The 22,716-nt window shown below is 71.0% G+C and carries 16 protein-coding genes and 1 pseudogene; 2 read left to right on the forward strand and 15 right to left on the reverse strand.

All coding sequences use genetic code 11. The annotated features are described in order from the left end of the window. The 4 genes from ABZ027_RS14280 to sbnA all read right to left on the reverse strand — a co-directional run. A partial coding sequence (locus tag ABZ027_RS14280; protein ID WP_356767895.1) for an amino acid adenylation domain-containing protein occupies nt 1–3,521 on the reverse strand: 3,521 nt, incomplete at its 3' end. Nucleotides 3,522–3,610: 89 nt separating this feature from the next. Then, nucleotides 3,611–3,826: an MbtH family NRPS accessory protein gene (locus ABZ027_RS14285; protein ID WP_356767897.1), complete on the reverse strand. Its 216-nt coding sequence runs from the start codon at nt 3,824–3,826 to the stop codon at nt 3,611–3,613. A 228-nt stretch (nt 3,827–4,054) separates the two neighbouring features. Then, entirely contained in the window at nt 4,055–6,304 is a 2,250-nt protein-coding gene (locus tag ABZ027_RS14290; RefSeq protein ID WP_356767899.1) for an MMPL family transporter, read from the reverse strand. A 201-nt stretch (nt 6,305–6,505) separates the two neighbouring features. After that, nucleotides 6,506–7,507 (reverse strand): 2,3-diaminopropionate biosynthesis protein SbnA, encoded by a 1,002-nt coding sequence (gene sbnA, locus ABZ027_RS14295; protein WP_356767901.1) that lies wholly within the window; start codon nt 7,505–7,507, stop codon nt 6,506–6,508. A gap of 472 nt (nt 7,508–7,979) precedes the next feature. Between sbnA and ABZ027_RS14300 the strand changes: the two genes are divergently transcribed. Continuing rightward, nucleotides 7,980–8,657, forward strand: coding sequence for a DUF4097 family beta strand repeat-containing protein (locus ABZ027_RS14300; RefSeq protein ID WP_356767903.1), 678 nt, complete (start codon nt 7,980–7,982; stop codon nt 8,655–8,657). Between the two features lie 115 nt (nt 8,658–8,772). Here the strand turns inward: ABZ027_RS14300 and ABZ027_RS14305 are convergent, their stop codons facing one another. From ABZ027_RS14305 to ABZ027_RS14330, 6 genes are all read right to left on the reverse strand, one after another. Then, nucleotides 8,773–10,656: a BTAD domain-containing putative transcriptional regulator gene (locus ABZ027_RS14305; RefSeq protein WP_356767905.1), complete on the reverse strand. Its 1,884-nt coding sequence runs from the start codon at nt 10,654–10,656 to the stop codon at nt 8,773–8,775. Nucleotides 10,657–10,887: 231 nt separating this feature from the next. After that, nucleotides 10,888–11,916, reverse strand: coding sequence for a 2,3-diaminopropionate biosynthesis protein SbnB (sbnB, locus tag ABZ027_RS14310; RefSeq protein ID WP_356767907.1), 1,029 nt, complete (start codon nt 11,914–11,916; stop codon nt 10,888–10,890). A gap of 249 nt (nt 11,917–12,165) precedes the next feature. Next, on the reverse strand, nt 12,166–12,669 hold the full coding sequence (locus tag ABZ027_RS14315; protein WP_356767909.1) for a hypothetical protein: 504 nt from the start codon (nt 12,667–12,669) through the stop codon (nt 12,166–12,168). Between the two features lie 98 nt (nt 12,670–12,767). Then, nucleotides 12,768–13,049, reverse strand: coding sequence for a hypothetical protein (locus ABZ027_RS14320; RefSeq protein ID WP_356767911.1), 282 nt, complete (start codon nt 13,047–13,049; stop codon nt 12,768–12,770). Continuing rightward, on the reverse strand, nt 13,046–13,381 hold the full coding sequence (locus ABZ027_RS14325; RefSeq protein ID WP_356767913.1) for a helix-turn-helix domain-containing protein: 336 nt from the start codon (nt 13,379–13,381) through the stop codon (nt 13,046–13,048). Before ABZ027_RS14325 ends, ABZ027_RS14320 begins: the two co-directional genes overlap by 4 nt. A gap of 149 nt (nt 13,382–13,530) precedes the next feature. Continuing rightward, nucleotides 13,531–14,559 (reverse strand): hypothetical protein, encoded by a 1,029-nt coding sequence (locus tag ABZ027_RS14330; RefSeq protein WP_356767915.1) that lies wholly within the window; start codon nt 14,557–14,559, stop codon nt 13,531–13,533. 299 nt (nt 14,560–14,858) lie between these two features. Here ABZ027_RS14330 and ABZ027_RS14335 point away from each other — a divergent pair. Continuing rightward, nucleotides 14,859–15,062 (forward strand): annotated as a pseudogene (locus tag ABZ027_RS14335) (NfeD family protein); the annotation flags it as partial. A gap of 143 nt (nt 15,063–15,205) precedes the next feature. Here ABZ027_RS14335 and ABZ027_RS14340 read toward each other — a convergent pair. The 5 genes from ABZ027_RS14340 to ABZ027_RS14360 form a co-directional block, all read right to left on the reverse strand. Further along, entirely contained in the window at nt 15,206–17,266 is a 2,061-nt protein-coding gene (locus ABZ027_RS14340; protein WP_356767917.1) for a glycosyltransferase family 39 protein, read from the reverse strand. Between the two features lie 74 nt (nt 17,267–17,340). Continuing rightward, nucleotides 17,341–18,426, reverse strand: coding sequence for an NlpC/P60 family protein (locus ABZ027_RS14345; protein ID WP_356767919.1), 1,086 nt, complete (start codon nt 18,424–18,426; stop codon nt 17,341–17,343). A 44-nt stretch (nt 18,427–18,470) separates the two neighbouring features. Next, nucleotides 18,471–18,953, reverse strand: coding sequence for a poly-gamma-glutamate biosynthesis protein PgsC/CapC (locus tag ABZ027_RS14350; protein WP_356767921.1), 483 nt, complete (start codon nt 18,951–18,953; stop codon nt 18,471–18,473). Further along, complete coding sequence (gene pgsB, locus ABZ027_RS14355) at nt 18,950–20,428, reverse strand: poly-gamma-glutamate synthase PgsB (protein WP_356767923.1); 1,479 nt, start codon at nt 20,426–20,428, stop codon at nt 18,950–18,952. Before pgsB ends, ABZ027_RS14350 begins: the two co-directional genes overlap by 4 nt. Before the next feature lie 15 nt (nt 20,429–20,443). Next, nucleotides 20,444–22,699 carry a HAMP domain-containing protein gene (locus ABZ027_RS14360; protein WP_356767925.1) on the reverse strand — a complete coding sequence of 752 codons (2,256 nt, stop codon included), beginning with the start codon at nt 22,697–22,699 and terminating at the stop codon, nt 20,444–20,446. Nucleotides 22,700–22,716: the final 17 nt, after the last annotated feature.

Genomic DNA, 22,716 nt, shown 5'->3' on the forward strand with positions numbered 1-22,716 from the left:
AGTACCCGGGCCCCGGCGTCGGCCAGCATCCCCGACACCCGCGCACCGGGCAGGACCGGATCCAGCGGCACGTAGCCGGCTCCGGCCTTCCACACCGCCAACAGTGCCACCATCAGGTCGACGTCCCGCTCCAGCAGTACACCGACCAGCGACTGGGCACCCACACCCAGGTCCCGCAGATGATGCGCCAGACGATTCGCCCGGCCCTCCAGCTCCGCATACGACAGCGACAGCCCGCCACAGGCCACCGCCACCGCATCCGGCACCCGCGCAGCCTGCTCCTCGAACACCTCCACCACCGGCCGCTCCACCACCGGCCCCGCACCCACCGACCACAGCGTCAGCAGTTCGGCCTCGCGCTCAGGCATGACGGGCAGGTCGGAGAGCCGGGTGTCCGGGGCGTCCGCGGCCGCCCGCAGCAGGTGCTGGAACCGGTCGGCCAGGCGCTCCATCGTGGTGGGCTCGAAAAGCGCGGTGGCGTACTCGAAGGCGCCCTCCATGCCGCCGTCGCCGGTCCGGCGCATCAGCAGGGTGAGGTCGGTGTGGGCCAGGCGCCAGGAGTCCACGACGGTGCCGGTGTCCTCCAGGGTCGTGGCGCGGCCGGTGAACTCCTGGTCATGCAGGTCGAAGGCGACCTGGTACAGCGGCGTCCGGGACAGGTCCCGCTCGGGGGCCAGGGCCTCCACCAGGAGGTCGAACGGCAGATCCTGGTGGGCGAAGGCGTCCCGGCAGGCGTCCCGGACGCGGTCCAGGGCCTCGACGAAGGTGAGGTCCGCGTCCAGCCCGCAGCGCAGCACAACGTTGTTGAGGAAGAAGCCGACGACGTCCTCGAGTTCGGGCCGGTCGCGCCCGGCGACGGGCGTGCCGACCGGCAGGTCCCATTGCGCGGTGTGGCGGGCCACCAGCGTGGCGTAGGCGGTCAGCAGCGTCATGAACGGCGTGGCGCCCCGGCTGCGTCCGAGGTCGGTGAGCGCCGTCACGACGGGTGCCGCAACGGTGAAGGCCGCCACCGAGCCACGGCCGTCGCGGGTGGCGGGACGAGGCCGGTCGGTGGGCAGAGCCACCGCGGTGGAGCCGTCCAGAGCGGCGCGCCAGTGGGTGAGTTCCCGCTCGATCACCTCGTCGGTCAGCCGGGCGCGCTGCCAGTCGGCGTAGTCGGCGTACTGCACACCGAGGGGCGGCAGGAGCGGGTCGCGGCCGGCGACGGCGGCGGTGATCAGTTCGTGGAAGTCCCGCTGGAGGACCTGCGTCGACCAGCCGTCGCTGCAGATGTGGTGCACGGCCAGCACCAGGACCCGCTGCCCGTCGTCGAGGGTGCGCACCAGCGTGGCCCGCACCAGTGGTCCGCGTTCCAGGTCGAAGCCGTGCCCGAGCGCGGTGCCGAGCAGGTCGGCGAGCTCCTCGCGGGTGACGTCCGTCTCGCGCAGCGCGACGGGGGCGGGGCTGTCGATGTGCTGACGGGGCTCGCCGTCCACGGTGACGTACCGGGTGCGCAGCGACTCATGGCGGGCGACCAGGGCGTCCAGTGCGGTGCGTATCGCGTCGACGTCCGCTTCCGGCACGACCGGCAGGAAGACACCGGCCACCCACTCGGCGCTGCCCGGGTTCATCCGGTCCAGGGCCCACAGCCGTCGCTGTCCCGAGGAGACCGGCAGGGTTGTGCCGCGGGGGACGGGCGGGATGCCGTCGGGGTCCGTCGGCTGCGCGGTGGGGGCTGCCGTCTCGGCGGGCTCGGGTGCGATCAACAGGGCCTGGGCCTCAACGGTGGTGGCCGTCAGCAGGCCGCGCAGCGGGATGTCCCGCTTGGCCGCGGCGCGCAACTGGTTGGCGAGCCGGGTGAGCTGAAGTGAGGAGCCGCCGAGCTGGAAGAAGTCGTCGTGGACGCTGATGTCCTCGCGCTTGAGCAGCTGCTCCCACATCTCCGCGACGAGCTTCTCGGCGTCGGTGCGGGGCTCCGTGCGTGCCGCGCCGACGTCCAGGCCCCGGGCGGCGAGCGCGGAGCGGTCGACCTTGCCGTGTGCGGTGAGGGGGAACTCGCCCGCGTCCATGAAGGCGGCGGGGATGTGGCTCTCGGGCAGCCGGTCGCGCAGGAAGTCCCGCAGTTCACCGAGGACTTCGTGGGTGTGCGTCAGCACATGGGCGGCGAGCCGGGTGGCACCGTCGTCGGTCTTGACGGGGACGACGACGGCGCCCTTGACGCCGGGGTGGGCGACCAGCGCGGCCTCGATCTCGGCGGGTTCGAGACGGACGCCGTTCACCTTGGTCTGGTCGTCGAACCGGCCGAGGTACTCCAGATAGCCGTTCCGGTTCCAGCGGACCTTGTCGCCGGTGCGGTAGAGGCGGGCGCCGCCGGTCTTCCCGTACGGGTCGGGCACGAAGCGGTCCGCGGTGAGGTCCGGCCGGCCGAGATAGCCACGGGCCACGCCGACGCCACCGACGTGCAGTTCGCCGGGTGCGCCGACGGCGGCGGGGGCGCCGGCCGCGTCGAGGACCAGCACGCGCATGCCGGGGATGGGCCGGCCGATGGGCACCGGTCCGGTCTTGACGGCCGGGTCGAAGCGGTGTGCGGTGACGTCGATGGCGCACTCGGTGGGGCCGTAGGTGTTCCAGATGGTCAGGCCGGGCCGCCGGGCCAGGACACGCTGGGCCAGTTCGGCGTGCAGGGGTTCACCGGCCGAGAACAGCAGCCGCAGCGCGGTGCACTGCTCCCAGCCGGACTCCTCGGCGAGCGCCTGGAGGACCGAGGGGACGATCTGGAGGACGGTCACGTCGTGCTCGGCCACCGCCCGCAGCAGGGCGGCGGGGTCGCGTTCGGCTCCGGCCGGGGCGAGTACCAGCGTGCCGCCGCTGACGAGCGGGGCGAAGATCTCCCAGCAGGAGGCGTCGAAGGTGACGGCCGTCTTCTGCAGAACCCGGTCCCGGGCCCCGAGCGCATGCGTGTCGACCGCCCAGCGAACCCGGTTGGCGATGCCCTCGTGAGTGATGACCACACCCTTGGGCAGGCCGGTGGATCCGGAGGTGTAAATGGCGTATGCCGCCTGGGCCGGGTCCACCTCGGCGGCCGGGCCGTCGGCCGGGCGCTGGGCGAGGTCCCGGCAGGCGTCGACGGATGAGAGGTCCAGTGCGCGTACGCCCGCGCGCTCGACGGTGGGCGCCATCGCCCCGTCGGTCAGGACGAGACCGGCTCCCAGATCCTGAAGCAGCCATTCCAGCCGGGCGCTCGGCTGGGCCGGGTCCAGCGGCGCGTACGCCGCACCCGCCTTCCACACTCCCAGTACCGCGGTCACCAGGTCCAGACCGCGGCCCAGGCAGATGCCGACCCTGGAGTCCGCGACAACTCCGTGGTCGCGCAGGAGGTGAGCCAGCCGGCTCGACCGCTCAGCCAGTTCCGCGTAGGTGAGGCTCTGTGACCCGTCGGTGACGGCGATCGCGTCCGGCGTCCGAGCCGCCTGCTTCGCGACGAGTTCATGGACGGTGATGGCCTCGTCGAGCGAGCCGTTCCGTGCCGACTCGGACTTCATGGGTACTCCTGGGTGGTCAGCGGTGGATGGGGTGCGGCGCGGTGGCGCCCGACTCGCCAGCGGCAGGCCGACGGCGGTGGGGGTGAGGGTCAGGCGCTCGCCTGCTCCATGCGTCGGCGCAGGCTCAGCGGGCGCATGTCCGTCCAGACCTCGCCGATGCGGGTGAGGCACTCCTCGCGGCTTCCCGTGGTACCCGCCGCTCGCCAGCCGGCCGGGATGTCACGGTCCGCCGGCCAGATCGAGTACTGCTCCTCGTCGTTGAGGACTACGTGGTAGATGCGGTCGTCGGCACGCTCGTCGGCCATGACAGGTCTCCTCGTCGGATGATGAGTGGTGCTGACGGCCAGTCGGCCGCAGCGGGCTCCGCGGCCCGGGATCACGTCCGTCAGGCTGCGGGCATCGTGCTGTTCATCCTGTCGAGCGCTCCCATACTCCGGCTCTACCGGAGCTATCTGGCCATGGTGGCGACAGAGCACGGCCCGGCTGCCCCGTGGTGGGGGCGGCCGGGCCGTGTGGTTTCCGAGGGCCGAGGCTCAGACCCGTTCGATGTCCTTCGTCCGGTCCTCCGTACCGCTGTCCGGCGCCGCCTCCTCGTGGTCGGCGGGCGGCTGAGGGGTCTTCTCGGCGGCCACGGCGGGAATCCAGGCGAGCGCCCGTGGCAGCCTCCAGCTGCGATCCCCGAGCAGGGTCAGCGCCGCCGGCAGCAGCACTCCGCGCACCAGCGTGGCGTCCACCAGGATGGCCACCGCCATGCCGAGGCCGAGCATCTTGTAGTCGAGCATGGACAGCGTGGCGAAGATCGAGAACACGGCGATCATGACCACGGCGGCGCTGGTGACGACGCCGGCGCTGCCGCCGATGCCCCGCGTCACCGCGGTCCTCGTGTCGGCGCCGTCCATGCGCAGTTCCCTGATCCGGCTGAGGATGAAGACGTGGTAGTCCATCGACAGACCGAAGAGGATCACGAACATGAAGAGCGGGAGCCAGCTGATGATCCCGCCGTACGACTCGAAGCCCAGCAGGCCGCTGAGGTGGCCGTCCTGGAAGATCAGCGTGACGACTCCGTACGCGGCTCCGATGGACAGGACGTTCAGCGCGATGGACACCAGCGGGATCGCCAGTGACCGGAATGCGGAGACGAGCAGCAGGAACGCGAAGACCAGCACGAAGGCGAAGACGACCGGCGTACGGCTGTCCAGGGCGGCCGCCATGTCGGCCGGGCCGGCCGTCTGGCCGGTGACCGCGTAGCGCAGTCCGTCCACCTCGCCGAGGCTGCGCGGCAGTGCCTTCTCGCGCAGCAGATCCAGCGCCTTCAGCGACTTGGCGTCGTTCCCGGTACCCGCCAGCGGGACGGTGACGACGACGGTCCCGCCGTCGCCGATCTCCGCGGTCCGGACCGGTTCGGCGAGTGCTCCGCCGCTCTTGGCGACTTGCTCGCGCAGGGCGGTGACCGCCTTGTCGAAGGCGCCGGTGCCGACGGCGTCGCCGGTGACCACGACCTGGGCAGGTGCCGGCTTGCCGGGGAACGCCTCCTGGATGGCGACCAGGTGGGAGATCTCCGGCACGCTGTCCGGGAACCGCTCCTGGAGCCCGGGGTCGGCCAGCCGCATCCCGGCGGCCGGCAGCGCGGCCAGTACGAGCGCGGCGACCGCCGCACCGCCCCACACCAGCGGCCGACGCACGACCTGGGTCACGACGGCCGTCCAGACCCGGGATTCGCGGGCCTCGGCGCGGCGTCGGCCGATCCAGGGCAGGCGCAGGCCGTCCACCTTCGGACCGAGCATGGACAGCACGGCGGGCAGCGCGGTCAGTGAGCCCACGACGGCGAGCAGCACCACGGCGATGGTGCCGACGGCCATGCCGGTGAAGGTGTCGATGCCGGTGAGGAAGAGGCCCGCCATGGAGACGGCGACGGTGAGCCCGGAGATCACGATGGCCCGCCCGGAGGTGGCCGCGGTGACCCGCAGGGCCTGTTCCGTGTCGCGGCCGGCCAGCCGTTCCTCCCGCTCCCTACGCAGATAGAACAGGGTGTAGTCGACGCCTACGGCCATGCCGACGAGGAGCACCACGGAGGAGGCCGTGTCGTTCACCGGGAGCCAGTTGGCCGCGAGGGTCAGCAGCCCCATGGAGGCGAGGACGGCCGTCACGGCGAGCAGCAGCGGGATGCCCGCCGCGATCAGCGCGCCGAACACCACGAGGAGGATGGCCAACGTAAGGGGGATGGAGGTCATTTCGGCGGTGCCGAAGTCCTCGCTGGTGGCCTGCTCGACGGCGAAGTCGACGCTGGCGTCACCGGCCTGGACGATCTTCAGTCCCTTGTGGTCCTCGGCGACCTGCGCGATGCGCCGCTGGGTCTCCTCGACGACGCCCGCCGCGTTGTCCCAGCCGTGACCGGGTCCGGCGAGCGAGAACGTGACGAGCACGGAGCGGCCGTCGGAGGAGACCAGGCCGCCGGGTTCGGCGGGTGTCGGGACCACCACGTCCGACACCTTGCCGGTCAGGCCACGCAGCGCCGTACCGACGTCCTGGACGGCCTGCTGAAGCGCGGTGTCGCTGCGGAAGCCCGGGGAGCCGTCGCGAGCCTGGATGAGGACATTCTCACCGGGCGGCCGGGTGTCGTCGCCCGCCTCTTCGACCATGGCCTGGGCCCGGCCCGACTCTCCCGGGTCGTGGTTCTGCGGGCCCTTGCCGCCCACAGCCGCGCCCACCACGAAGGTGAGCACGACGAAGAGCAGCCAGCCGAACAATGCGGTCTTGCGGCGGCGGGCCGACCACGCGGCCACTCTCTCGACCAGGGGTTCCGGCTGACCTCTTCCCGGCTGGGATGGGGTCGTGGGGGTAGCCGGCGGACCGTTGGAGGGCACGAGCGGCTCTCCCTTCTCGTTCGATTCATTCAAGTACCGCGCGGGCGTGCGCGACACGCCTGAGGGCCCGCCGGGGCGCTGTGCGGGAGCCGGCTGACCAGGACGGGCGGATGGCAGGGGTCAGCCGTCGCTGTCCTTCTGCTGCTTCCACAGATGGGAGATCTCCCCGAAGGACGAGCTGACCCACTGGTCCGAGTAGATGGTGTCCAGGTATCTGTCGCCCCCGTCCGGGAAGATCAGAACGCAGTTGGAGTCGGGATCGATGCGGTCGGCGAACTTCTCCAGTGCCGCCACGGTCGCGCCGGAGGAGCCCCCGGCGAGGACCGCCTCGGAGAGCACCAGCCGACGGCAGGCCACGACACAGTCGATGTCGGACACATGCACCACGTGGTCGGCCGCGTCAGGATCCAGGAGCGCCGGCGGAACCGAGGCTCCGTGCCCGGGGATGAGCCGGGGTGCTCCCTGCTGTCCGAAGATCCTGCTGCCCACCGCGTCGACCGCCACGACGGTGGTGTCCATCCCCTGTTCGCGCAGGTACTCGGAGCATCCGCGCAGGGTGCCGAAGGTGCTGACGGCGGCGAACAGGTAGTCCACCTTCCCGTCCAGCGATTCGACGATCTCCCTCATCGTGTTGCGATGTGCCTGCGGATTGTGCAGGTTGGAGTACTGGTTGGGCCAGTAGGCGCCCGGCACGGTGGCCACCAGTTCGCGCACCCGTGCCAGCCGCGCAGCCAGGTACTCGCCCGACTCGGGGTCCGGTGTCAGGACCACCTCGGGCCTGGCGCCATAGGCGTGCAGCAGCGCCAGGTTCTGCTGTGTGGTCTTGGCATCGACGACACAGATGAAGTCGATTCCGTAGTAGCGGCAGATCTGCGCGATCCCGACGGCCAAGTTTCCGGAGCTCGACTCGACGACGACCGAGCGCCCCGGGACGAGTTCGCCGTCCTGGATTCTGCGCAGCAGCATCCCGAGGGCGGACCGGTCCTTGACGCTTCCTCCCGGGTTGAACCTCTCCATCTTGGCGAAGACCCTGGAACCAAGCCCAGGGAAGAACTTTCCCAGCTCCACCAAGGGTGTTTCCCCAATGGCCGCCAGAATTCCGTTGAGCACGGGACGGCCCATAGTGGCTGCCCTCCGCTGCTTGATCGTTTTGTTCCGGGGCCCGTGGGTTGATGCCGCGGGCCGCCGGCTGACGGCGATCAGCCTGGAGGGCGCACCTATCGCGCACCTATCGCCCATCCATGGCAACGACTTCCCACCGGGCGGCACGGGTGCCTGACCACCACGAACGTCCATGTCCCAGGCCCCCCGTCGGTCCGCGCACACCATGGCCGCCGAGGCCGGGGGTGTGGGTTATCTCGCGTTCGGACGGCGAACGCGGCGGCCCCGGGCGGTCGGCCGAGGCACGCATCACCATGGCACACCGGAACCGGCCGGAGGGGGGTGCCCGGTGCGCCCGCGGCGGCAACAACCTGCCACCGCAGGCTCCTGCCAACGCAGTCGCCTGACAGCACTTCCACGGGTTGAGCAGACTTGTCGACTGGGGCCTTGGGGCCTCTGTGCGCCGTGTCACTCAAGGCAAAGGAAACACTCCGTGAAGACCAAGGCTTCCGCCGCAGCAGCACTGACGCTCATGGCGTTCGTAGCCGGCTGCACGTCGGGCGACGAGACGTCCGAGAGCAGCTCGTACACGGTGAAGGAAGCCGTCTCGGCGCTGAGCGTGAAGAGCAACGGCGGCCTCATCGAACTGGTTGCTAGCGACCGCACGACCGTACAGGTCACCGAGAAGTTCCTCTACTCGGGCTCCAAGCCCAAGACCCGGCACGCGGTGAGCGGCTCCACGCTCTCCCTCGAAACCCCCGGCTGTTCGGGGGACTCCTCGCCCTGTGAGGTCTCGTACCGGATCGAGGTGCCGCGGAAGCTGACCGTCAGCCTCAACTCCGAGGGCGGTGACGCCGAGGTCAAGGGCCTGGCCGGAAAGCTCACCGTCGCCACCGAGGGCGGCAGTGCGACCGCGGAGCAACTTGCCTCCACCACCGTCAGGATCGCCAGCGGTGGCGGTGACGCCGACGCCGTGTTCACGTCCGCGCCGGACAGCGCCGATGTGAGCACCGACGGCGGTGACCTGAGCGTACGGCTGCCCGCCGGGTCGTACGCCGTCGACGCGGACGCCGAGGGCGGGGATGAGAAGGTGACCGTCAAGACGGACGCCGCCTCGTCGCACAAGGTGATCGCCAGGTCCGGCGGCGGCTCGGTCTCCATCGCCTCCTGAGGCGCTGAGCCTTGAAGCTCAGGTACGGGACCACCCGCCCGGCAGGGCCTCCGCGGATCTCGCGGTCCGTGCGCACCCGCTGTCCCTTCTCCTCGGCGGAAGAAGGGACAGCGGTTCAGGCCACTTCGACGCGCTCGCTGACCAGTCGCCGATGTGGCCGGCCGGCCCGGTCGAGCGCCGTGTGCTGTTCCCGGCCCGGCTCGCCCCATGTCGCCCGCTCCAGACCGAAGGCCCGGACCAGCCGGTGCATGCGGTAGCCGCGGTTCTCGCCCTCGACGGGCTCCAGCAGGTGGTCGTCGACGAGGAGGTCCAGCACGTCCTGCGCCGCGTCCAGCGGCAGTTCGAGCAGCAGCGACGCGGTGCGGGCGCTGAAGGCGGGGACGTCGTGCCGTGCCAGCATGCGCAGCGCGCGCTGGGCGGGCTCGGCCAGCAGGCGGTAGCCGGCCTCCAGGGTGTCGCGCACCCGCAGATCGGCGAGGCACAGCTCGTCCAGGCTGCGCCGCGGATCGGTCAACCGGTCGGCCAGGCTGCGCGGCGTCCAGTGCGGCCTGGCGGCCAGTCGTGATCCGGCTATCCGCACCGCCAACGGAAGCCCCCCGCACGCCGCCGCGAGTTCCTCGGCCGACTCCGGTTCGGCGGCGAACCGCTCCTCGCCGACCGTGCTGCACAACAGAGCGGTCGCCTCGGCCCGGGTGAAGGTACCGAGGACGAGGGGACGTACGCCTTCCAGGGCGCTCAGCCGGGACCGGCCGGTGACCAGCACGCCGCAGCCGGGCGCGGCGGGCACCAGGGGCCGGACCTGCCAGGGGCCCGCGGCGTCGTCCAGCATGATCAGACAGCGCCGGTCGGCCAGCGTGCTGCGGTAGAGCCGGGTGAGCTCGGCCAGGCCGGGCGGGATGTCCCGGCTGTCGACGCCCAGCGCCCTCAGCAGGCCGGCGAGCGCGTCGGCGGGGTCCAGCGGGGACGACGAGCTACCGCGCAGGTCCACCCAGAGCTGGCCGTCGGCGTAGTCGTCGACGAGTTGGTGCGCGACATGCAGCACGAGCGAGGTCTTGCCCACGCCGGGCATGCCGGTGACCACGCCGACGGCCGGTGTCCCGGCGCGGGGCGGGGTGGCCAGCTGGGTCCGCAGCCGGATGGCCTCCTGCTCACGGCCGGTGAAATCCCAGAGTGCGGGCGGTAGTTCGGCGGGCGCCTGTCTGTGCTCCTCGGCCCGGGGGGCTATCTCACGCGGGGTGGCCAGTACGGGTGCGGCGACCAGAATGGACTGGTACAGCCCCTGGAGCGACGGGGTGGGGTCGATGCCCAGTTCGTCGGCCAGGGTCCGGCGACAGTCCTGGTACACGGTGAGTGCGTCGGCCTGCCTGCCGCACCGGTACAGGGCGGTCATGAGCTGGCCGCACAGCTGCTCGCGGAGCGGGTGGGCGGCGGCCAGGCCGATCAGTTCGGAGACGAGTTCGGCGTGGCGCCCGAGGGCGAAGTCGGCGTCGATGCGTCGCTCCAGGACGGTCAGCCGCATCTCCTCCAGCCGGCCGCGCTCGGCCTCGGCCAGGAACTCGGTCACGCCGCCGAGCACGGGCCCGCGCCAGACCGCCAGCGCCCGGCGCAGCAGGTCGGCGGCGCGGTCCGCCTCGCCCGCGGCCAGCGCGTCACGGCCGAGCGCGGCGAAGTGCTCGAACTCGGCCACGTCGGTGTCCCACGTGCCCTCCTGCCCGGTACCGTCCGGCAGTCGCAGGAGGTAACCGGGGCGCTGCCGGACCACCTCGGCGTGATCGCCGAGCAGTTGGCGCAGCCGCGACATGTAGGTCTGGATCTGGGCGGCCGACGTCGTTGGGGGCTCCTCGCCCCACAGAAGGGCGGAGAGCCGGGAGTCCGGTACTACTCTGCCTCGCGCGAGGACCAACGCGGCGAAGGCGGTTCTCAGCTTGGACCCGCTGAGGGCGATCTTGTGGTGGGGCGTCGTCCACGCTTCGACCGAGCCCAGAACCAGGAATCTCATGTTCTCCCTCTGAATGCATGCGCAAGAGGGGTGCGTCCCCACTGAGGACGCCCGCATGCTGTGGCTGTGGTGCGTACTGGCGAGTGAGCGGGAACCGTGCTTGTGGGGGAGGCTGTCGTTCCGCACGCTCTTGGGCCGGCGCGGCAGGTGGTGGGGGCACCTGCGGCGCGACCGGGGGCATGGCTTGTGGCCGTGCGTCACCGGTGGGAAGGGTCGATCGGGTGGGCCGGATCAGCCGCGCCCGTATCGGTCCAGTTCGTGGAAAAAGTTGTCGACGACGGCCAGTTCGCCACGTCGCTGCATCTCCTCGTAGACGAAGCCGCCGACCGCGAGGTCGAGGACACCGAGGCCGAACGGGGAGAACACCAGGGGCCGGCCGGTGGGCAGGCCGGCCTTGCCGGCCAACACCTCGGGGAGGGTGGCGTGCAGGAACTCCCGGTGCCCGACGCGCTGTTCGGCCAGGTGCGGTGAGGTGTCCGCCTTCAGACAGTGTTCGACGTCGTCGACGACGTTCGTGGCAGAGAGGATGATCTCCGGCGACAGGTCGCGCAGCGACACGTTCAGCACCAGCGGGTTGTGGGCGAACCACGACGGGTCCGTGATGTGCGGTGCCGCCGCGACGGTGGCGCATACCACCAGGTCGCAGGAACGGATCAGGTCCTCGGCGCTGTCGTGCACAGTGACCCGGCTGTCGTCGCCGGTGTTCTCGAGGTAGGAGCGGAAGCCCTCGGCGGACTCCGCGGACAGGTCGTACAGCCCGGTCTCCTCGAAGGACCAGTCAGTGCCCGTGAGGTAGGTGTGGATGTACCGCGCGATCAGTCCGGTGCCGATGAAGCCGACCCGCGTGGGGCGCCGGCTGTCACGGGTGAGGACGTCGGCCGCCAGGGCCGCGGAGGCGGCGGTGCGGGTGGCGCTGACGATGGAGCTTTCCAGACAGGCGAAGGGGTAGCCGGTGTCGTGGTCGTTGAGGACGAGCACTGCGGAGGCCCGGGGAAGCCCGCCCGCGACGTTCTCGGGAAAGCTGGAGATCCACTTCAGGCCGTCCAGCCGCTGCCGGCCGCCGAGGGAGGCGGGCAGAGCGATGATCCGGGCCGTGGGGCGGTCCTGAAAGCGCAGGAAGTAGGACGGAGGATTGACGGTCTGTCCGGCTCCGTGCAGCCGGTAGGTCTCCTCGACCAGTTCGACGATCCTCTTCTCCTGGCCGTGCAGTGCGTCCCGCACCTGCGCGCCGGAGATGACGGCGAACGATGGTGTTGTCACGCCTTTGGACATCCAGGACTCCCCCCACCACCTCGCCGGAGGCGAGGTACAAACAGGTCATGTCGGGGGGACGATCCCGATACAAGTCAGGTTCGTCAGTGCTCGTTCAGAAATGATCAGGCTCGCTCGCGAACCATCAGGATTCCCCCGTCGGTCTGAATCCTGCCGCTCTGACGCGGAACTGTCAGCTCGTCAGACTGTCAACCTCCTGCAATGACAGGACGATGCCAAAGTGATCTCAGGACAGTCTCAGAGCATGTGAGGCGTTGCGGGTACCGGCCACAGGGCGCTGTGCAGCCGGTTCTGTGCGGTCGTGACGGTGACCCCGCGATAGTCCCCCACAGTCTCGGCGAGCCAGAAGTCGGGGCCCAGCCGCGTGGCCAGAATCGTGCGTGGGGCGCCCCCCTGCGTCTCGCCGACGAACTCCGCGCAGACGCTGAACTCCCCGGCGGGCAGCCGGCCCCAGGCCAGTGACCATGGCCGCTCACCGCGCCGGCCGTGCAGCGCCCCGGCCAGCACTCGGCCGGAACCGGCCAGGGCCGGGGTCAGCGCCACCGGTGCGTCATCGGACAGCAGCGCGAGTCCGGGGCGGCCGTCGAACGCCGGGTTCGGAACCAGCCGGACCACGATGCCGCTGTTCGCCAGCACCAGGTCACCACCGGCGCCCGGCGGTCGGACTCCGCCCTGGCGCGGTGCCTGCTCGGCCGCCGGTTCGGGGGCCACCGCCAGGGCGGCCGTCGGCGTCTCGGTCATTACGGCGTTCCTGAACACGGAGTTGTCCTTCCAGCCGGGGCTGCGGGTGGGGGCTCTGCGGATGAGTTCCTAGAGACGTATGACCGGGTGGCGTCGAGTCACTCGACGTCCTTGAGGACTCGCTCGACGCCCTTGACCCGGTCGCTCATGTCGTTGAGCTGGAGGCGCACCTCGACCAGTTCCCGCTCCATGTCCTGCTGGGCCATCACCGCCTTCTCCGCGATGCTCTTGTAGTCGCTCTCCCTGGACATCACGGTCTTGGCACGCCACACCGCGATCGTCGGCCAGATCACGAGCACCGCGCACACGAGGATGAATCCCATGGACCCGAAGGACCAGATCATGCCGTCGTCGTAAGCGGCCAGCTGCACAGAGCTCATTTACGGTCTCCTTGACTTTGGTCAGCGGTGAGTGAGAGCGCGGCCACTGCGAGGGCCTCGGGCGTGAGGTGCAGCGAGAACGGCTCGATGTCGTAGTACTTCATGGCCTTGCCGTCCTCGGAGAGCACGAGTCTCGAGGTGACCAGCCCTGCCGCTTCCAGCTTGCGCAGGTGGACCTGAAGCAGCGCACGGCTGATCCCCATTTCGCGCGCCAGCCGGCTCACGTAGTCCTCGCCGCCCGCCAAGGCGGCCAGGATGCGCATCCGGTGCGGGTTGGCGAGCGTGGCCAGGATCTGCACCAGCCGGTCACCCGTCACTTCGGAAAGCTCCATGCTCCTCCTCCATCTGCAAACAAATACTTGCAGGTGCTAGAGCAAGGTGTCAACTGCCTCGTGGAGTGAGCACATGCAATGACTGCGTCCAGGGAACGGCGAAGGGCGCCCCGCCGACCGGCGAGACGCCCTTCTGGTGGTGGTGCGGATCAGCTGCAGCGCCAAACGGCAGGGAACCGCGGGAAGGTGCTGCCTGCGCGGGCCTTCGCCCCTGCCAGCGTCCCGTCGTCGGCGAGCGCGTAGAGCGAGCCGTCGCTCGGGGCGGCCCCCACGCTGGTGGTCAGCTGCCATAGGCTGGCGACCAGCCTCTGGTCGGTGCCGAGGATCAGGCCCTGGCTGTTGATGGCGGAGGCGCTCTGACCCTTCGGCAGGGCCGTCGCCTTGCCATCCTTGTTCCACAGGACGGCGGACGGGTCGAAGTCGGAGGTCAAGGCCTTGCCGATCACGTAGCCGTTCGAGATCCCCGTGACCTGGGCGTGCGCCGCGCCGGCCGGGATCGGCAGCCGCTTGGCGACGCCGTCCTTCCACAGGTAGGGCAGCCAGGTGCCCTTGGGGTTGTCGACGACTGTGATCGCCACCGTGCCGTCGCTGTCGACGCCCTCGACCTGGCTGCCGCGGGGGAGGCCGGGCAGCTTGACCACGGTGCCCGGCTGGTCGGCCGGCCACTTGTAGACCTCGGTGTAGTTCGGGTCGGCGCCGTAGCCGTGGCCGTAGATGTCCCCGTTCTCCGCGATCGCGCTGGTGTGCACGTCGTGGGTGTTGGGGAGCACCGGAAGCTTCTCCAGCTTGCCGTTGCGGGAGACGACCGGGAACCAGGACCAGGTCGGGAAGCCCTCCGTCGAACCGGTGATCTGGGCGCCCTGCCCCACGACGGTGCCCTTGGTGTTCACGTCGCTGACCATGAGGTCGAAATCGGCGCCGGCTGCGGGCCCCAGGTCGGTGACCTTACCGCCCGACCAGAGGACGGCATGCTGCAGCGAGTCCTCCTCGGGGAACTCGACCTCCCCCGCGTATACCCCGGGTCCGGCCGTCGCCGTCACGGACCCGGCCTTGATGCCCTCCGGTACCGGCAGGTGGGTCGCCTTGTACGCGCAGGCCTGGGCGGCGGCCTGAGGTGCGGCCTGGGCGGACGGTGCGATGCCAGTCACTGCGGAGGCGACAAGGAACGTCGCGGCCATTAACGTGACGTTGCGTCTTTTCGGGTTCATGTCATCCCATCGAAGCAGTGAATGCCGGCCCGCCCAGTATTCGGGCCGCCTCTATGTTCCTCCTATGTCACACACAGTGAGGACATGGCATGCTCCCTCCCCGCACGAGGCAACCGGCGTGCCGACCAGGTTCGACGGCTCGATGCCTTCGGCTGGGTGGCGGGGGCGCCTTGGCAGCCGCCTGGGCCGCTTGCGGTTCCCGATCAGCGACGGGTCCGACGGCCCGCAGCCGCCACGTACGGAAGCGCGGTCTACCTCTTGCTGTCACCCTGACACTGGTCTTCGGATTACTGGCGGGCGCCGCGTTGGTTGCCGCCGTGGTCGCCGGTGTGGGCATCGACCTTCTCGGCCAGCTCCTGGCCGTGGGTGCAGCGGCGGCAGTGGGCCTCGTCATCGTCCGTCCGGTCGCGCTGCGGCATATGGCACAGCAGTCGGTCACACGTGAGGGCAGCGATGCGCTGATCGGCAAGCGGGGCCGAGGTCGTGCAGGGGAGATCAAGCGGCGCACCTCGCACGCCTCCTACGAGGCGCTGACCGACGGGGCCGCCTGATCGCCGGTAACCATCGGGCCGAGGTCGAGAACAGGACCGCGATCACTGGGTTCGCGGGCGGCGCCTCACCGCTTGGAGGCGCAGTCGTAGAGGGTGAAGCTGCCGTCGGTCCGCAGGCCGTAGGCGGTGGGCGGGATGCGGGTGCAGTGGGATTTCACCCAGGTGGTGGCGGGAGTGGTGGGACGCTCGGTGGTGAGCAGCGCATAGCGCAGCTGGTGGGTGGTGACGAGGCTGCCGAGCTGCTGTGCGGTCGGGAAGGGGGTGCTGCCGGTGAAGCCGCCCATGACGAGGATGGGCTCGGACTTCGCGCGCAGCAGGGGTTCGGCGCTGTAGGCGGCCTGGGCGGCGAGCAGGTACTTCTCGCCGCGGCGGTGTGTGGTGAGGTAGTCGAGCAGGGCGGCGTCGCGGGCGCTGGGCCGGTCGAGCCCTCTCCTGCGCGGAGCGCGATGGGGATGCTCGCTGTACGACTTGCCGACCGGACCGGCCATCGGTGAGGCGGTGGCGCCCGCGTAGAGCGGGTCGAGGCCGGAGACCGCCCAGCCGGCCGGCACGACCAGGGTGGCCGCGATCCCGGCGGCGAGGGCGGCGTTGACCATCCGCGGGGAAGTGCGCGGCCCGCGGCTCCACAGGCCCACCACGCCGCACAGCGCGAGCATCACGGCGACCGGCAGCAGCCAGGAGACGAAGAGGGTCGGCCAGTCGAGCACCAGCGCCCACGCCACCGTCAACGCGATCGCCGCCGGCAGCACCATGTGCCGCCGGCCGACCGCCGCTGCCGCCGGCTCGGCCTCCTGCTCCGGCTCGTCCCTCGTATCCGGTTCCGGGTCGTATCTCGGGTCCCACCCGAGCTGGTACCAGGTCTCCTGCTCGTACCCCGGTTCCGGCTCCCGCTCCGGCTCGTCCCCGGGCGCCGGCTTCGCCCGGTACTTCGCCTCGTACTCCGAGTGGAAGAGCGCGAGGCCGCCGCCGGCCAGCGCGGCGAGCGCCGGGGCGATGACGGCCGTGTAGTAGGCGTGGTTGCCGTTGGAGACGCTGAACACCAGGGTGTGCACGGCCAGCCAGCCACCCCAGATCAGGAATCCCGCGCGCGTCAGGTCGGTTCGCTCTCGCCCGGCGCGCCGGGCGACGCCCAGGATCGTGGCCAGCACGGCGAGCGGCAGGAACCAGGCGACCTGCGGGCCGATCGTGTCGTTGATCAGCATGTCCCAGCCGGTGTTGCCGGTGGTGCGGCTGGCGGCGGTGCCCGCGACGGCGCCGAACGCGGTGGAATCACTGCTGAAGCGGCTGAGACCGTTGTAGCCGAAGACCAGGGCGAACGGATTGTTCTCGGACGTTCCGTCGAGGTACGGCCGGTTGGCGGCCGGTGTCGCCCAGGCGATCAGTATCCAGAAGCAGGAGACCGCCAGCGCGACCGCCCCGCCCAGCAGGAGGCGCAGGGCCCGCTTCAACGGCGCGCCGGGTGCGACGAGTTGGTACACGGCGGCGAAGACCGGCAGTACCAGCCACGCCTGCAGCATCTTCGCCTGGAAGGCGAGCCCGACCCAGACCCCGCAGGTGATCAGCGGCAGCAGCCGCTCGGTGCGTACCGCCTTCTGCAGCGCCCCGGCGGCCGCCACCAGGAGCAGAGTGAGCGTGGTGTCCGGGATGGTGGCCCGGTTGAGCGCCACGGTGACCGGGGTGAGGGTGAGTGCCAGCGCGGCGATCAGCGCGGCGAACGGACCGGCCCAGGCCCGTACGATCCGGTGCAACAGCCATACGGTGAGCACACCTTCGACGACCTGCGGAAGCGCGGCCGCCCAGGTGTGCGGGCCGAACAGCCAGACGGAGACCGCGTCGGGCCAGAAGGCGCCGGGCAGCTTGTCGATGCTGATCGAACCGGCGGTGTCGAGCCCGCCGAAGAAGAACGCCCGCCAGCTGCCCGCCATCGACCGTATCGCCGCACCGTAGAAGGGGTGGAGCGCGGCGTGCCCGATGCCCCAGGAGTACAGCGCCGCGGCGACGGCCAGCACCGCGGCGAGCGCCGGGCGCTCCCAGCGTGGGGCGTCTTCCGGCAGGCTGAAGCGGCGGTTCGCCGCCTTGCGGCCTCGGCGCGCGCCGGTGGGCTGGACGGCGGGGATGGCGGTCATGGCGGTGGTCCTCGGCTCAGCAGGTCAGGTCAGGCGGCGATGCGTCGGCGGTGGAGTCACATCGTGGAGTCACGTCACAGTCGGCGGGCCGCCCGGAAGCCGCGGGCGTAGAAGTCGGTGCCGTCCAGCAGCGCGTGGCCCGACAGGTCACCCAGGGTCGGGCCGTTGGCGGCGGAGCGGCTGGAGTAGAAGCGGTGCCGGCCCTTGTCGTCGAGGCCCATGTATATGCCGACGTGGTCGATGAAGTCCGGCCGGTCCTTGATGATGGCGAAGAAGACCAGATCGCCGGGTTGCAGGACGTCCAGGTCGGTGGCCTGCCGCGTGCCGGTGTGCGGGATCACCGTGCGGCCGGGGCCGTGGGCGGCGATGGCGTAGGCGCGGCGCGGCAGACCGGTGCCCTTGGTGTTGGTGTTGTGCAGGGGGATGCCCAGGCGGTAGCCCCACACCAGACGCTGGAAGCCGGAGCAGTCGACACAGCCGTAGCGGTCGTTCTCCGGCTGCACGCGCGTGCCGTCCGGGAAGTCCCAGTCGACGCCCAGATAGTCGTAGAAGTCGGACTTCTCGTCGTAGTAGGCGAAGTCCAACGGGTTCTTGACCGCGGCGTTGCGCGGGCCGAAGTGCGCGGTGCCCGCGTAGCGCACGCCGTCGGCGTTCTTCTTGTCGGGCGCCCCGGCGCTGCTGTACTGGAACGCCACCGCGAAGACGTCCGGGCTTTTGTCGCCGAGTGTCTTGGGGAACCAGCTCTTGAACCACGCGGACTTCTCCATGCCCCGCTGCCACGCGTGCGGCAGCACGCGCACCCAGGCGTCCGTGGTCACCTTGGACTCGGTGGTCCGCGGCTCGCTGAAGGTGCGGGCGGGCCCGGTCAGCACGGCCGTACGGGCGCCGTCGGTGAACGTGGCGAGCGTGCCGCCGTCGGCGGCACGGACCACGGTGCGGCCGGGGGCGGACAGCCGCTCGTACGTGTGGGGACCGGCGGACCGGGAGCCCGGGCCGGAGGCCGTACCGTCGGCGGTCGTCCCGGCATCGTCGTCGCTGCCCCGCCCGAAGCGGTCCCAGGCGAACCCGCCCGCCGCCCCGGCGGCCGCCACGCCCGCGATCGTACGGAACACGGCGCGGCGGGTCGGGCTGTTGCCTCTGCCGACTGGTGTGGAGTGCATGGCCGATCCTCCTGGAAATGTCAGGTGAGAGGGTGCTGGACAGGTCAGCCGGTGGGCAGGGCGCCCATCAACAGGCCGGAGACCAGCACGACGTACGTGGCCAGCGTCACCGCCGTGGTCGAGATGACCGTGGCCGCCATGGGCTGGCGGACCATCTGGTAGGAGACCAGGCCGGGGACGATGAAGCCGAGGGTCTGTGACGTGTACAGCAGCGGGAACTCGTGACTCAGGGCGAGCATCACTGTGGTCTGCACAAGCACCGCGCACAGCACCACGGCGGCGAACAGCCGCTTGCCGTAGAGAATCACCGTGCGCTGCAACAGCTTCGTCATGAAGTACGTGAGCGCCGCCACACAGACCATCAGCCCGGCCAGCCACACGTCGGTGACGAGTGTGAGGGCGATCCACCCCGGGGTGATCATTCCCCCCGGCGAGAGGTTGGTGGTCAGGTAGCAGACGAGCGAGAAGACCAGCCCGAGGGCGATCCCGAGTGCGGCGGTCTGGGCGTTGAGGTCGGGGGGGATCACGGGTTCCTCATGGACTGGGGCGGATCGTAGGCGTGGTACTGGTCGTGGGGGTGGTACGAGTCGCCTGCGGCGCTCGGTTCGTCGGGCCGCTCCTGGCGGGCGGCGAACCGGCGGGCGAGGTCGCGTTGTCCCGGGATGCGGAGGGCGTACGTCGGTGTCTCCAGCGGTGCCACCCAGCTGTACGGCTCCGGCTCGGGCGGGCGGGCCACCGAGACCCGCGGTCGGGGTATGGCTATCTGGATCGTCTCCTGGTCCAGCCCGTCGCCGGTAAGGGCGTCGAGCAGGTCCTCGGAGTCGTCCAGCGGCAGCTCGGCGAGGCATTCCAGGAACAGCTCGCCCTGGCCGTGGATGTTGCCGATCGCCACCAGCGAGGAATCCGGGCCGAGTTCGGCGAGGATCGCCGCGGTCAGTTCCCCGGGGTCCCGGCGGTCGCCGCCGAGATCCACCACCCGCCCGGTGAAGCCGGCCGGAATCGCGTCGCGGGCGCTCTTGGTCGGGTGGCCGATCAGGAACACCGTCTCTGCGGCGAGGTCGGGGACGATCGTGCCCATCTGGCCGTTGCGCTCCACCCGGTCCGGGCGGCAGTTGATGACGACGCCGATCGGCCCTCTGATGGCGCCCAGATCCTCCAGTTGCTTGACGTTCATCAGCGTCGACTCGGGATCGTTGGCCGCGAAGACGTTGGCGAACCGCAGCCGCTTGCCCTCGGGGGTGACATAGCGCTCCACGGACAGCACGCCCGGGTCGGGCGGCGCGTCCCACATGCCCTGCATCGCGGTGTGCCGTTCCACGCCGAGCAGTTCGGCGACGGCGAGCGCGATCGCCACGTTCTCCTTGAAGGTGAACCAACTGAAGCCGCGCAGTTCGGCGTCGGTCACCGACTCCGGATCGACCGCGATCAGCCGGCAGTTCCGCTTGTCGGCCTCCTCCTGGAGGATGTGCAGCCGGTCCTTCTCCGCCGTCACGCACACCCCGCCCACCGGCATCGAGCGGGAGAGCGAGCGGGCGACGTCGTCCAGCGTCGGCCCCATCTCCTCCAGATGGTCCTCGCGGACATTGCACAGCACGCCGATCGTGGAGCGGATCAGCTTCTCCTGATTGATCTCCTGCAGCGCGGGCATCACCGCCATGCACTCGATCACCAGCGCGTCCGGCCGGTAGGTCGCCGCCCGCCGTACGATGCCGATCTGCTCGACGATGTTGGCGATGTTGAGCTTGCGGTACACCGGCTCCTCGGTGGCATCCGGATGGATGAACCGGGCCGCGGTGCCGGTGGTCTTGGCCACCGTGACCAGGCCGCCGCCGCGCAGCGCGCCCGCGCACAGCCGGGTGATCGAACTCTTGCCGCGGATGCCGTTGACCAGCACCCGCGTAGGTATCTGCTCCAGCGAGGCGAAGTGCCGCCGCTGCTCCAGGATTCCGGCGATCCACAGCGCGGCGCAGCACAACAGGACGATGACATAGAGGAAGAGCACGCCGATTCCGTCCTTCTACCGCTGGTGGGTGTTCTCACGCGGGGGCCGAAAGGGCCCGGCGGCGCGGCCGGATCTGGCCGCCCGGTCGCGTTCCGCCAGGACCTGGCGCACCAGCTCCAGGCTGCGGGTGACCGAGCCGATCTCGTCGTGGTTGACCGGATGCAGCACGGTGCGGCGGTCCCCGCCGGCGAGCCGCTCGACGAGCACGGCGACCGCACGCAGCGGCCGGATCACCACGACGTACAGCCAGCCGAGGCAGAGCGCGCTCACGGCGAGGCCCAGGATGCCGGCGAGCATGGTGCGCTGCTGGGCCTGCACCGCGGGGATCTGGAGCGCCGCCGCGGGCTCCGCGGTCACCACGTGCCAGCCGAGCCGGGCGGTCGGGCCGCTCTGCGCGAGCGGCGCGGCGGCGTCGACCGATGGACCGGAGGACGTGTTGTGCACCGCGGAGGTCGCGGTGCCCGTGGTCCCCGGGGCGCCCTGGGTGGCGCGGGCGAGACGGGTCAGGCCGGGGTCGGGCAGCGACTGGAAGGCGCGGTAGCCCACGCTCGCCGCCAGCACCTTCTCGTCGGCGTCCGTCACCCAGACGTTGCCCAGCTTCGGCCTGGGCAGAAGGGAGTTGAGCGCCTTCACGTCGATCTCGCCGAACAGGACCACCCCGGCCGCCGGGGCCTGGCCCTTGCCGGGCCGGACCTGTGCGTACGCGGCGATCGCCGGTATCCGGCCCGAGGTGTTGACGGTGGTGATCCCACCGCCGCCGGGCACGTGGACGAGGGTGCGCAGTGGTGTGTCGCCCACCCGCAGCGTGGTGCCGCCCGAGCGGTTCAGGAGATATAACGAGCGGTACTGCTTGTGGTCGGCGAGGGACTGCCGCAGGACCTCGGTCTGGGCGGCCCGGCTCCTGCCCGGCAGACTCGCGGCCGCTTCGCTCAGGTCGGTGTACGACTGGTCGAGGGACTGCCGGATCCGCTGCGTCGCGATCTCGGTGCGCGCCTGCTGGTCGGCGAGGACCGGAGCCGGAACCGCGGTCGCGGCGTCCGCCCGGTTCAGCAGGAAGATCATCGGCAGCGCCCAGCAGGCCACCGCCACCACGCCGACCACGGCCAGAGCCCGGTAGCCCGGCGCGCGCCGGGCCGGGAACTGCTGCGGGCCGCTCTCACCGAGCAGTTGCCCGCGCAGTGACTCCAGTGCCCGCCCGATCCGGGCCAGTTCACCGAAGCCATGCACCGGAACCGGCCGGGACAGCTCCGCCCGCTCGGTCGGCCCAGCCCCGGTCACGCCCCGGGCCAGGCGGCCGGCGGACAGATACAGCCGCAGCAGTGGCTGCTGCACCAAGAAGTAGAGCGCCAGCCCGAGCCACAGCGCGACCATGGCCAGCGTCCCGGCTGTCTTGAGTGCGAAGCGCGAGTAGTCGGCGGCGGTGGTCGTGGCGGGCGCCGCGCGGGAGGTGAGCACCACCAGGCCGAGGTCGTCGGTCGCGCCCGAACCTGTCGCCGAGGCGACCTGGGCCCAGCCGGCCACGGTGCGCCGGCTGCCCGTGGTGGTGCCCAGCAGGGTTCCCGAGGCACCGGTCCCAGCCCTCGACCCGTTCGCCGCGCGGGCCGCCGCCGCGGACAGACCGCTGTGGGCGGCGGTCTCGGACGCCGTGCCACGCACTGCGGTGGCGAGCGCCTTGCCGCTCGCGTCCAGCACCTGGGCGGTGCGTCCCTCGCCGTACGCCGTGAGGGCGGGGAGCGCCTCGGAGACCACCAGCAGCAACTGCCGGTCGGCCCGGCTCGGGGCCTGGTCCTGGTCGGGATCGTCCTGCGCGGGCAGGGTGACCTTGGCGAAGTACAGCAGTTGCCGGGTGCCGCCCGAGGTCACCAGCCGGGGCGGGATCGTATCGGGCCCGGACGCCGTCCTGGCGATGTCCACCCCGGTCAGCGGCACCGTCCGGCCGCCGGCCGCCAGCAGTTTGCCGGTGCGCCGGTCGAGCAGCGCACCGCCGAGGGCCGCCTTCCTGGCAGCGGTCAGCGCTTTGAGCGTGGTCGTGGGGGTCGATGTGCTCGTCGCCGGGTACGCGTCGGCCGTACGGCGTACCGCGCTCGCCTCGGCGTCGATCGAGGAGCGGATCGACAGCGCGGTGTCCGCGGCGATCTGCTGCTCCCCGTTCAGCACGGCCTGGGGGACACCCGAGGTGGGGATGCCGTCGAGACCGATCACGGTCAGGGCGGCGACCATCAGCAGGAGTACGACGAGTGACGCTATCGGCGGGCGAACCCCGCCGAGCATCGGCATATCGGCGCGGC

The sequence above is a fragment of the Streptomyces sp. NPDC006332 genome (genome assembly GCF_040612855.1).
Classification (GTDB): Bacteria; Actinomycetota; Actinomycetes; order Streptomycetales; family Streptomycetaceae; genus Streptomyces.

Coding starts and splice junctions, on each gene's coding strand:
- sbnA (WP_356767901.1), bottom strand. CDS start 7,507: ATGGGCCGTCCCGTGCTCAACGGAATTCTGGCGGCCATTGGGGAAACA.
- ABZ027_RS14330 (WP_356767915.1), bottom strand. CDS start 14,559: ATGGCCGCGACGTTCCTTGTCGCCTCCGCAGTGACTGGCATCGCACCG.
- ABZ027_RS14340 (WP_356767917.1), bottom strand. CDS start 17,266: ATGACCGCCATCCCCGCCGTCCAGCCCACCGGCGCGCGCCGAGGCCGC.
- ABZ027_RS14360 (WP_356767925.1), bottom strand. CDS start 22,699: ATGCTCGGCGGGGTTCGCCCGCCGATAGCGTCACTCGTCGTACTCCTG.
- ABZ027_RS14315 (WP_356767909.1), bottom strand. CDS start 12,669: ATGACCGAGACGCCGACGGCCGCCCTGGCGGTGGCCCCCGAACCGGCG.
- ABZ027_RS14325 (WP_356767913.1), bottom strand. CDS start 13,381: ATGGAGCTTTCCGAAGTGACGGGTGACCGGCTGGTGCAGATCCTGGCC.
- ABZ027_RS14345 (WP_356767919.1), bottom strand. CDS start 18,426: ATGCACTCCACACCAGTCGGCAGAGGCAACAGCCCGACCCGCCGCGCC.
- ABZ027_RS14305 (WP_356767905.1), bottom strand. CDS start 10,656: ATGAGATTCCTGGTTCTGGGCTCGGTCGAAGCGTGGACGACGCCCCAC.
- ABZ027_RS14320 (WP_356767911.1), bottom strand. CDS start 13,049: ATGAGCTCTGTGCAGCTGGCCGCTTACGACGACGGCATGATCTGGTCC.
- ABZ027_RS14285 (WP_356767897.1), bottom strand. CDS start 3,826: ATGGCCGACGAGCGTGCCGACGACCGCATCTACCACGTAGTCCTCAAC.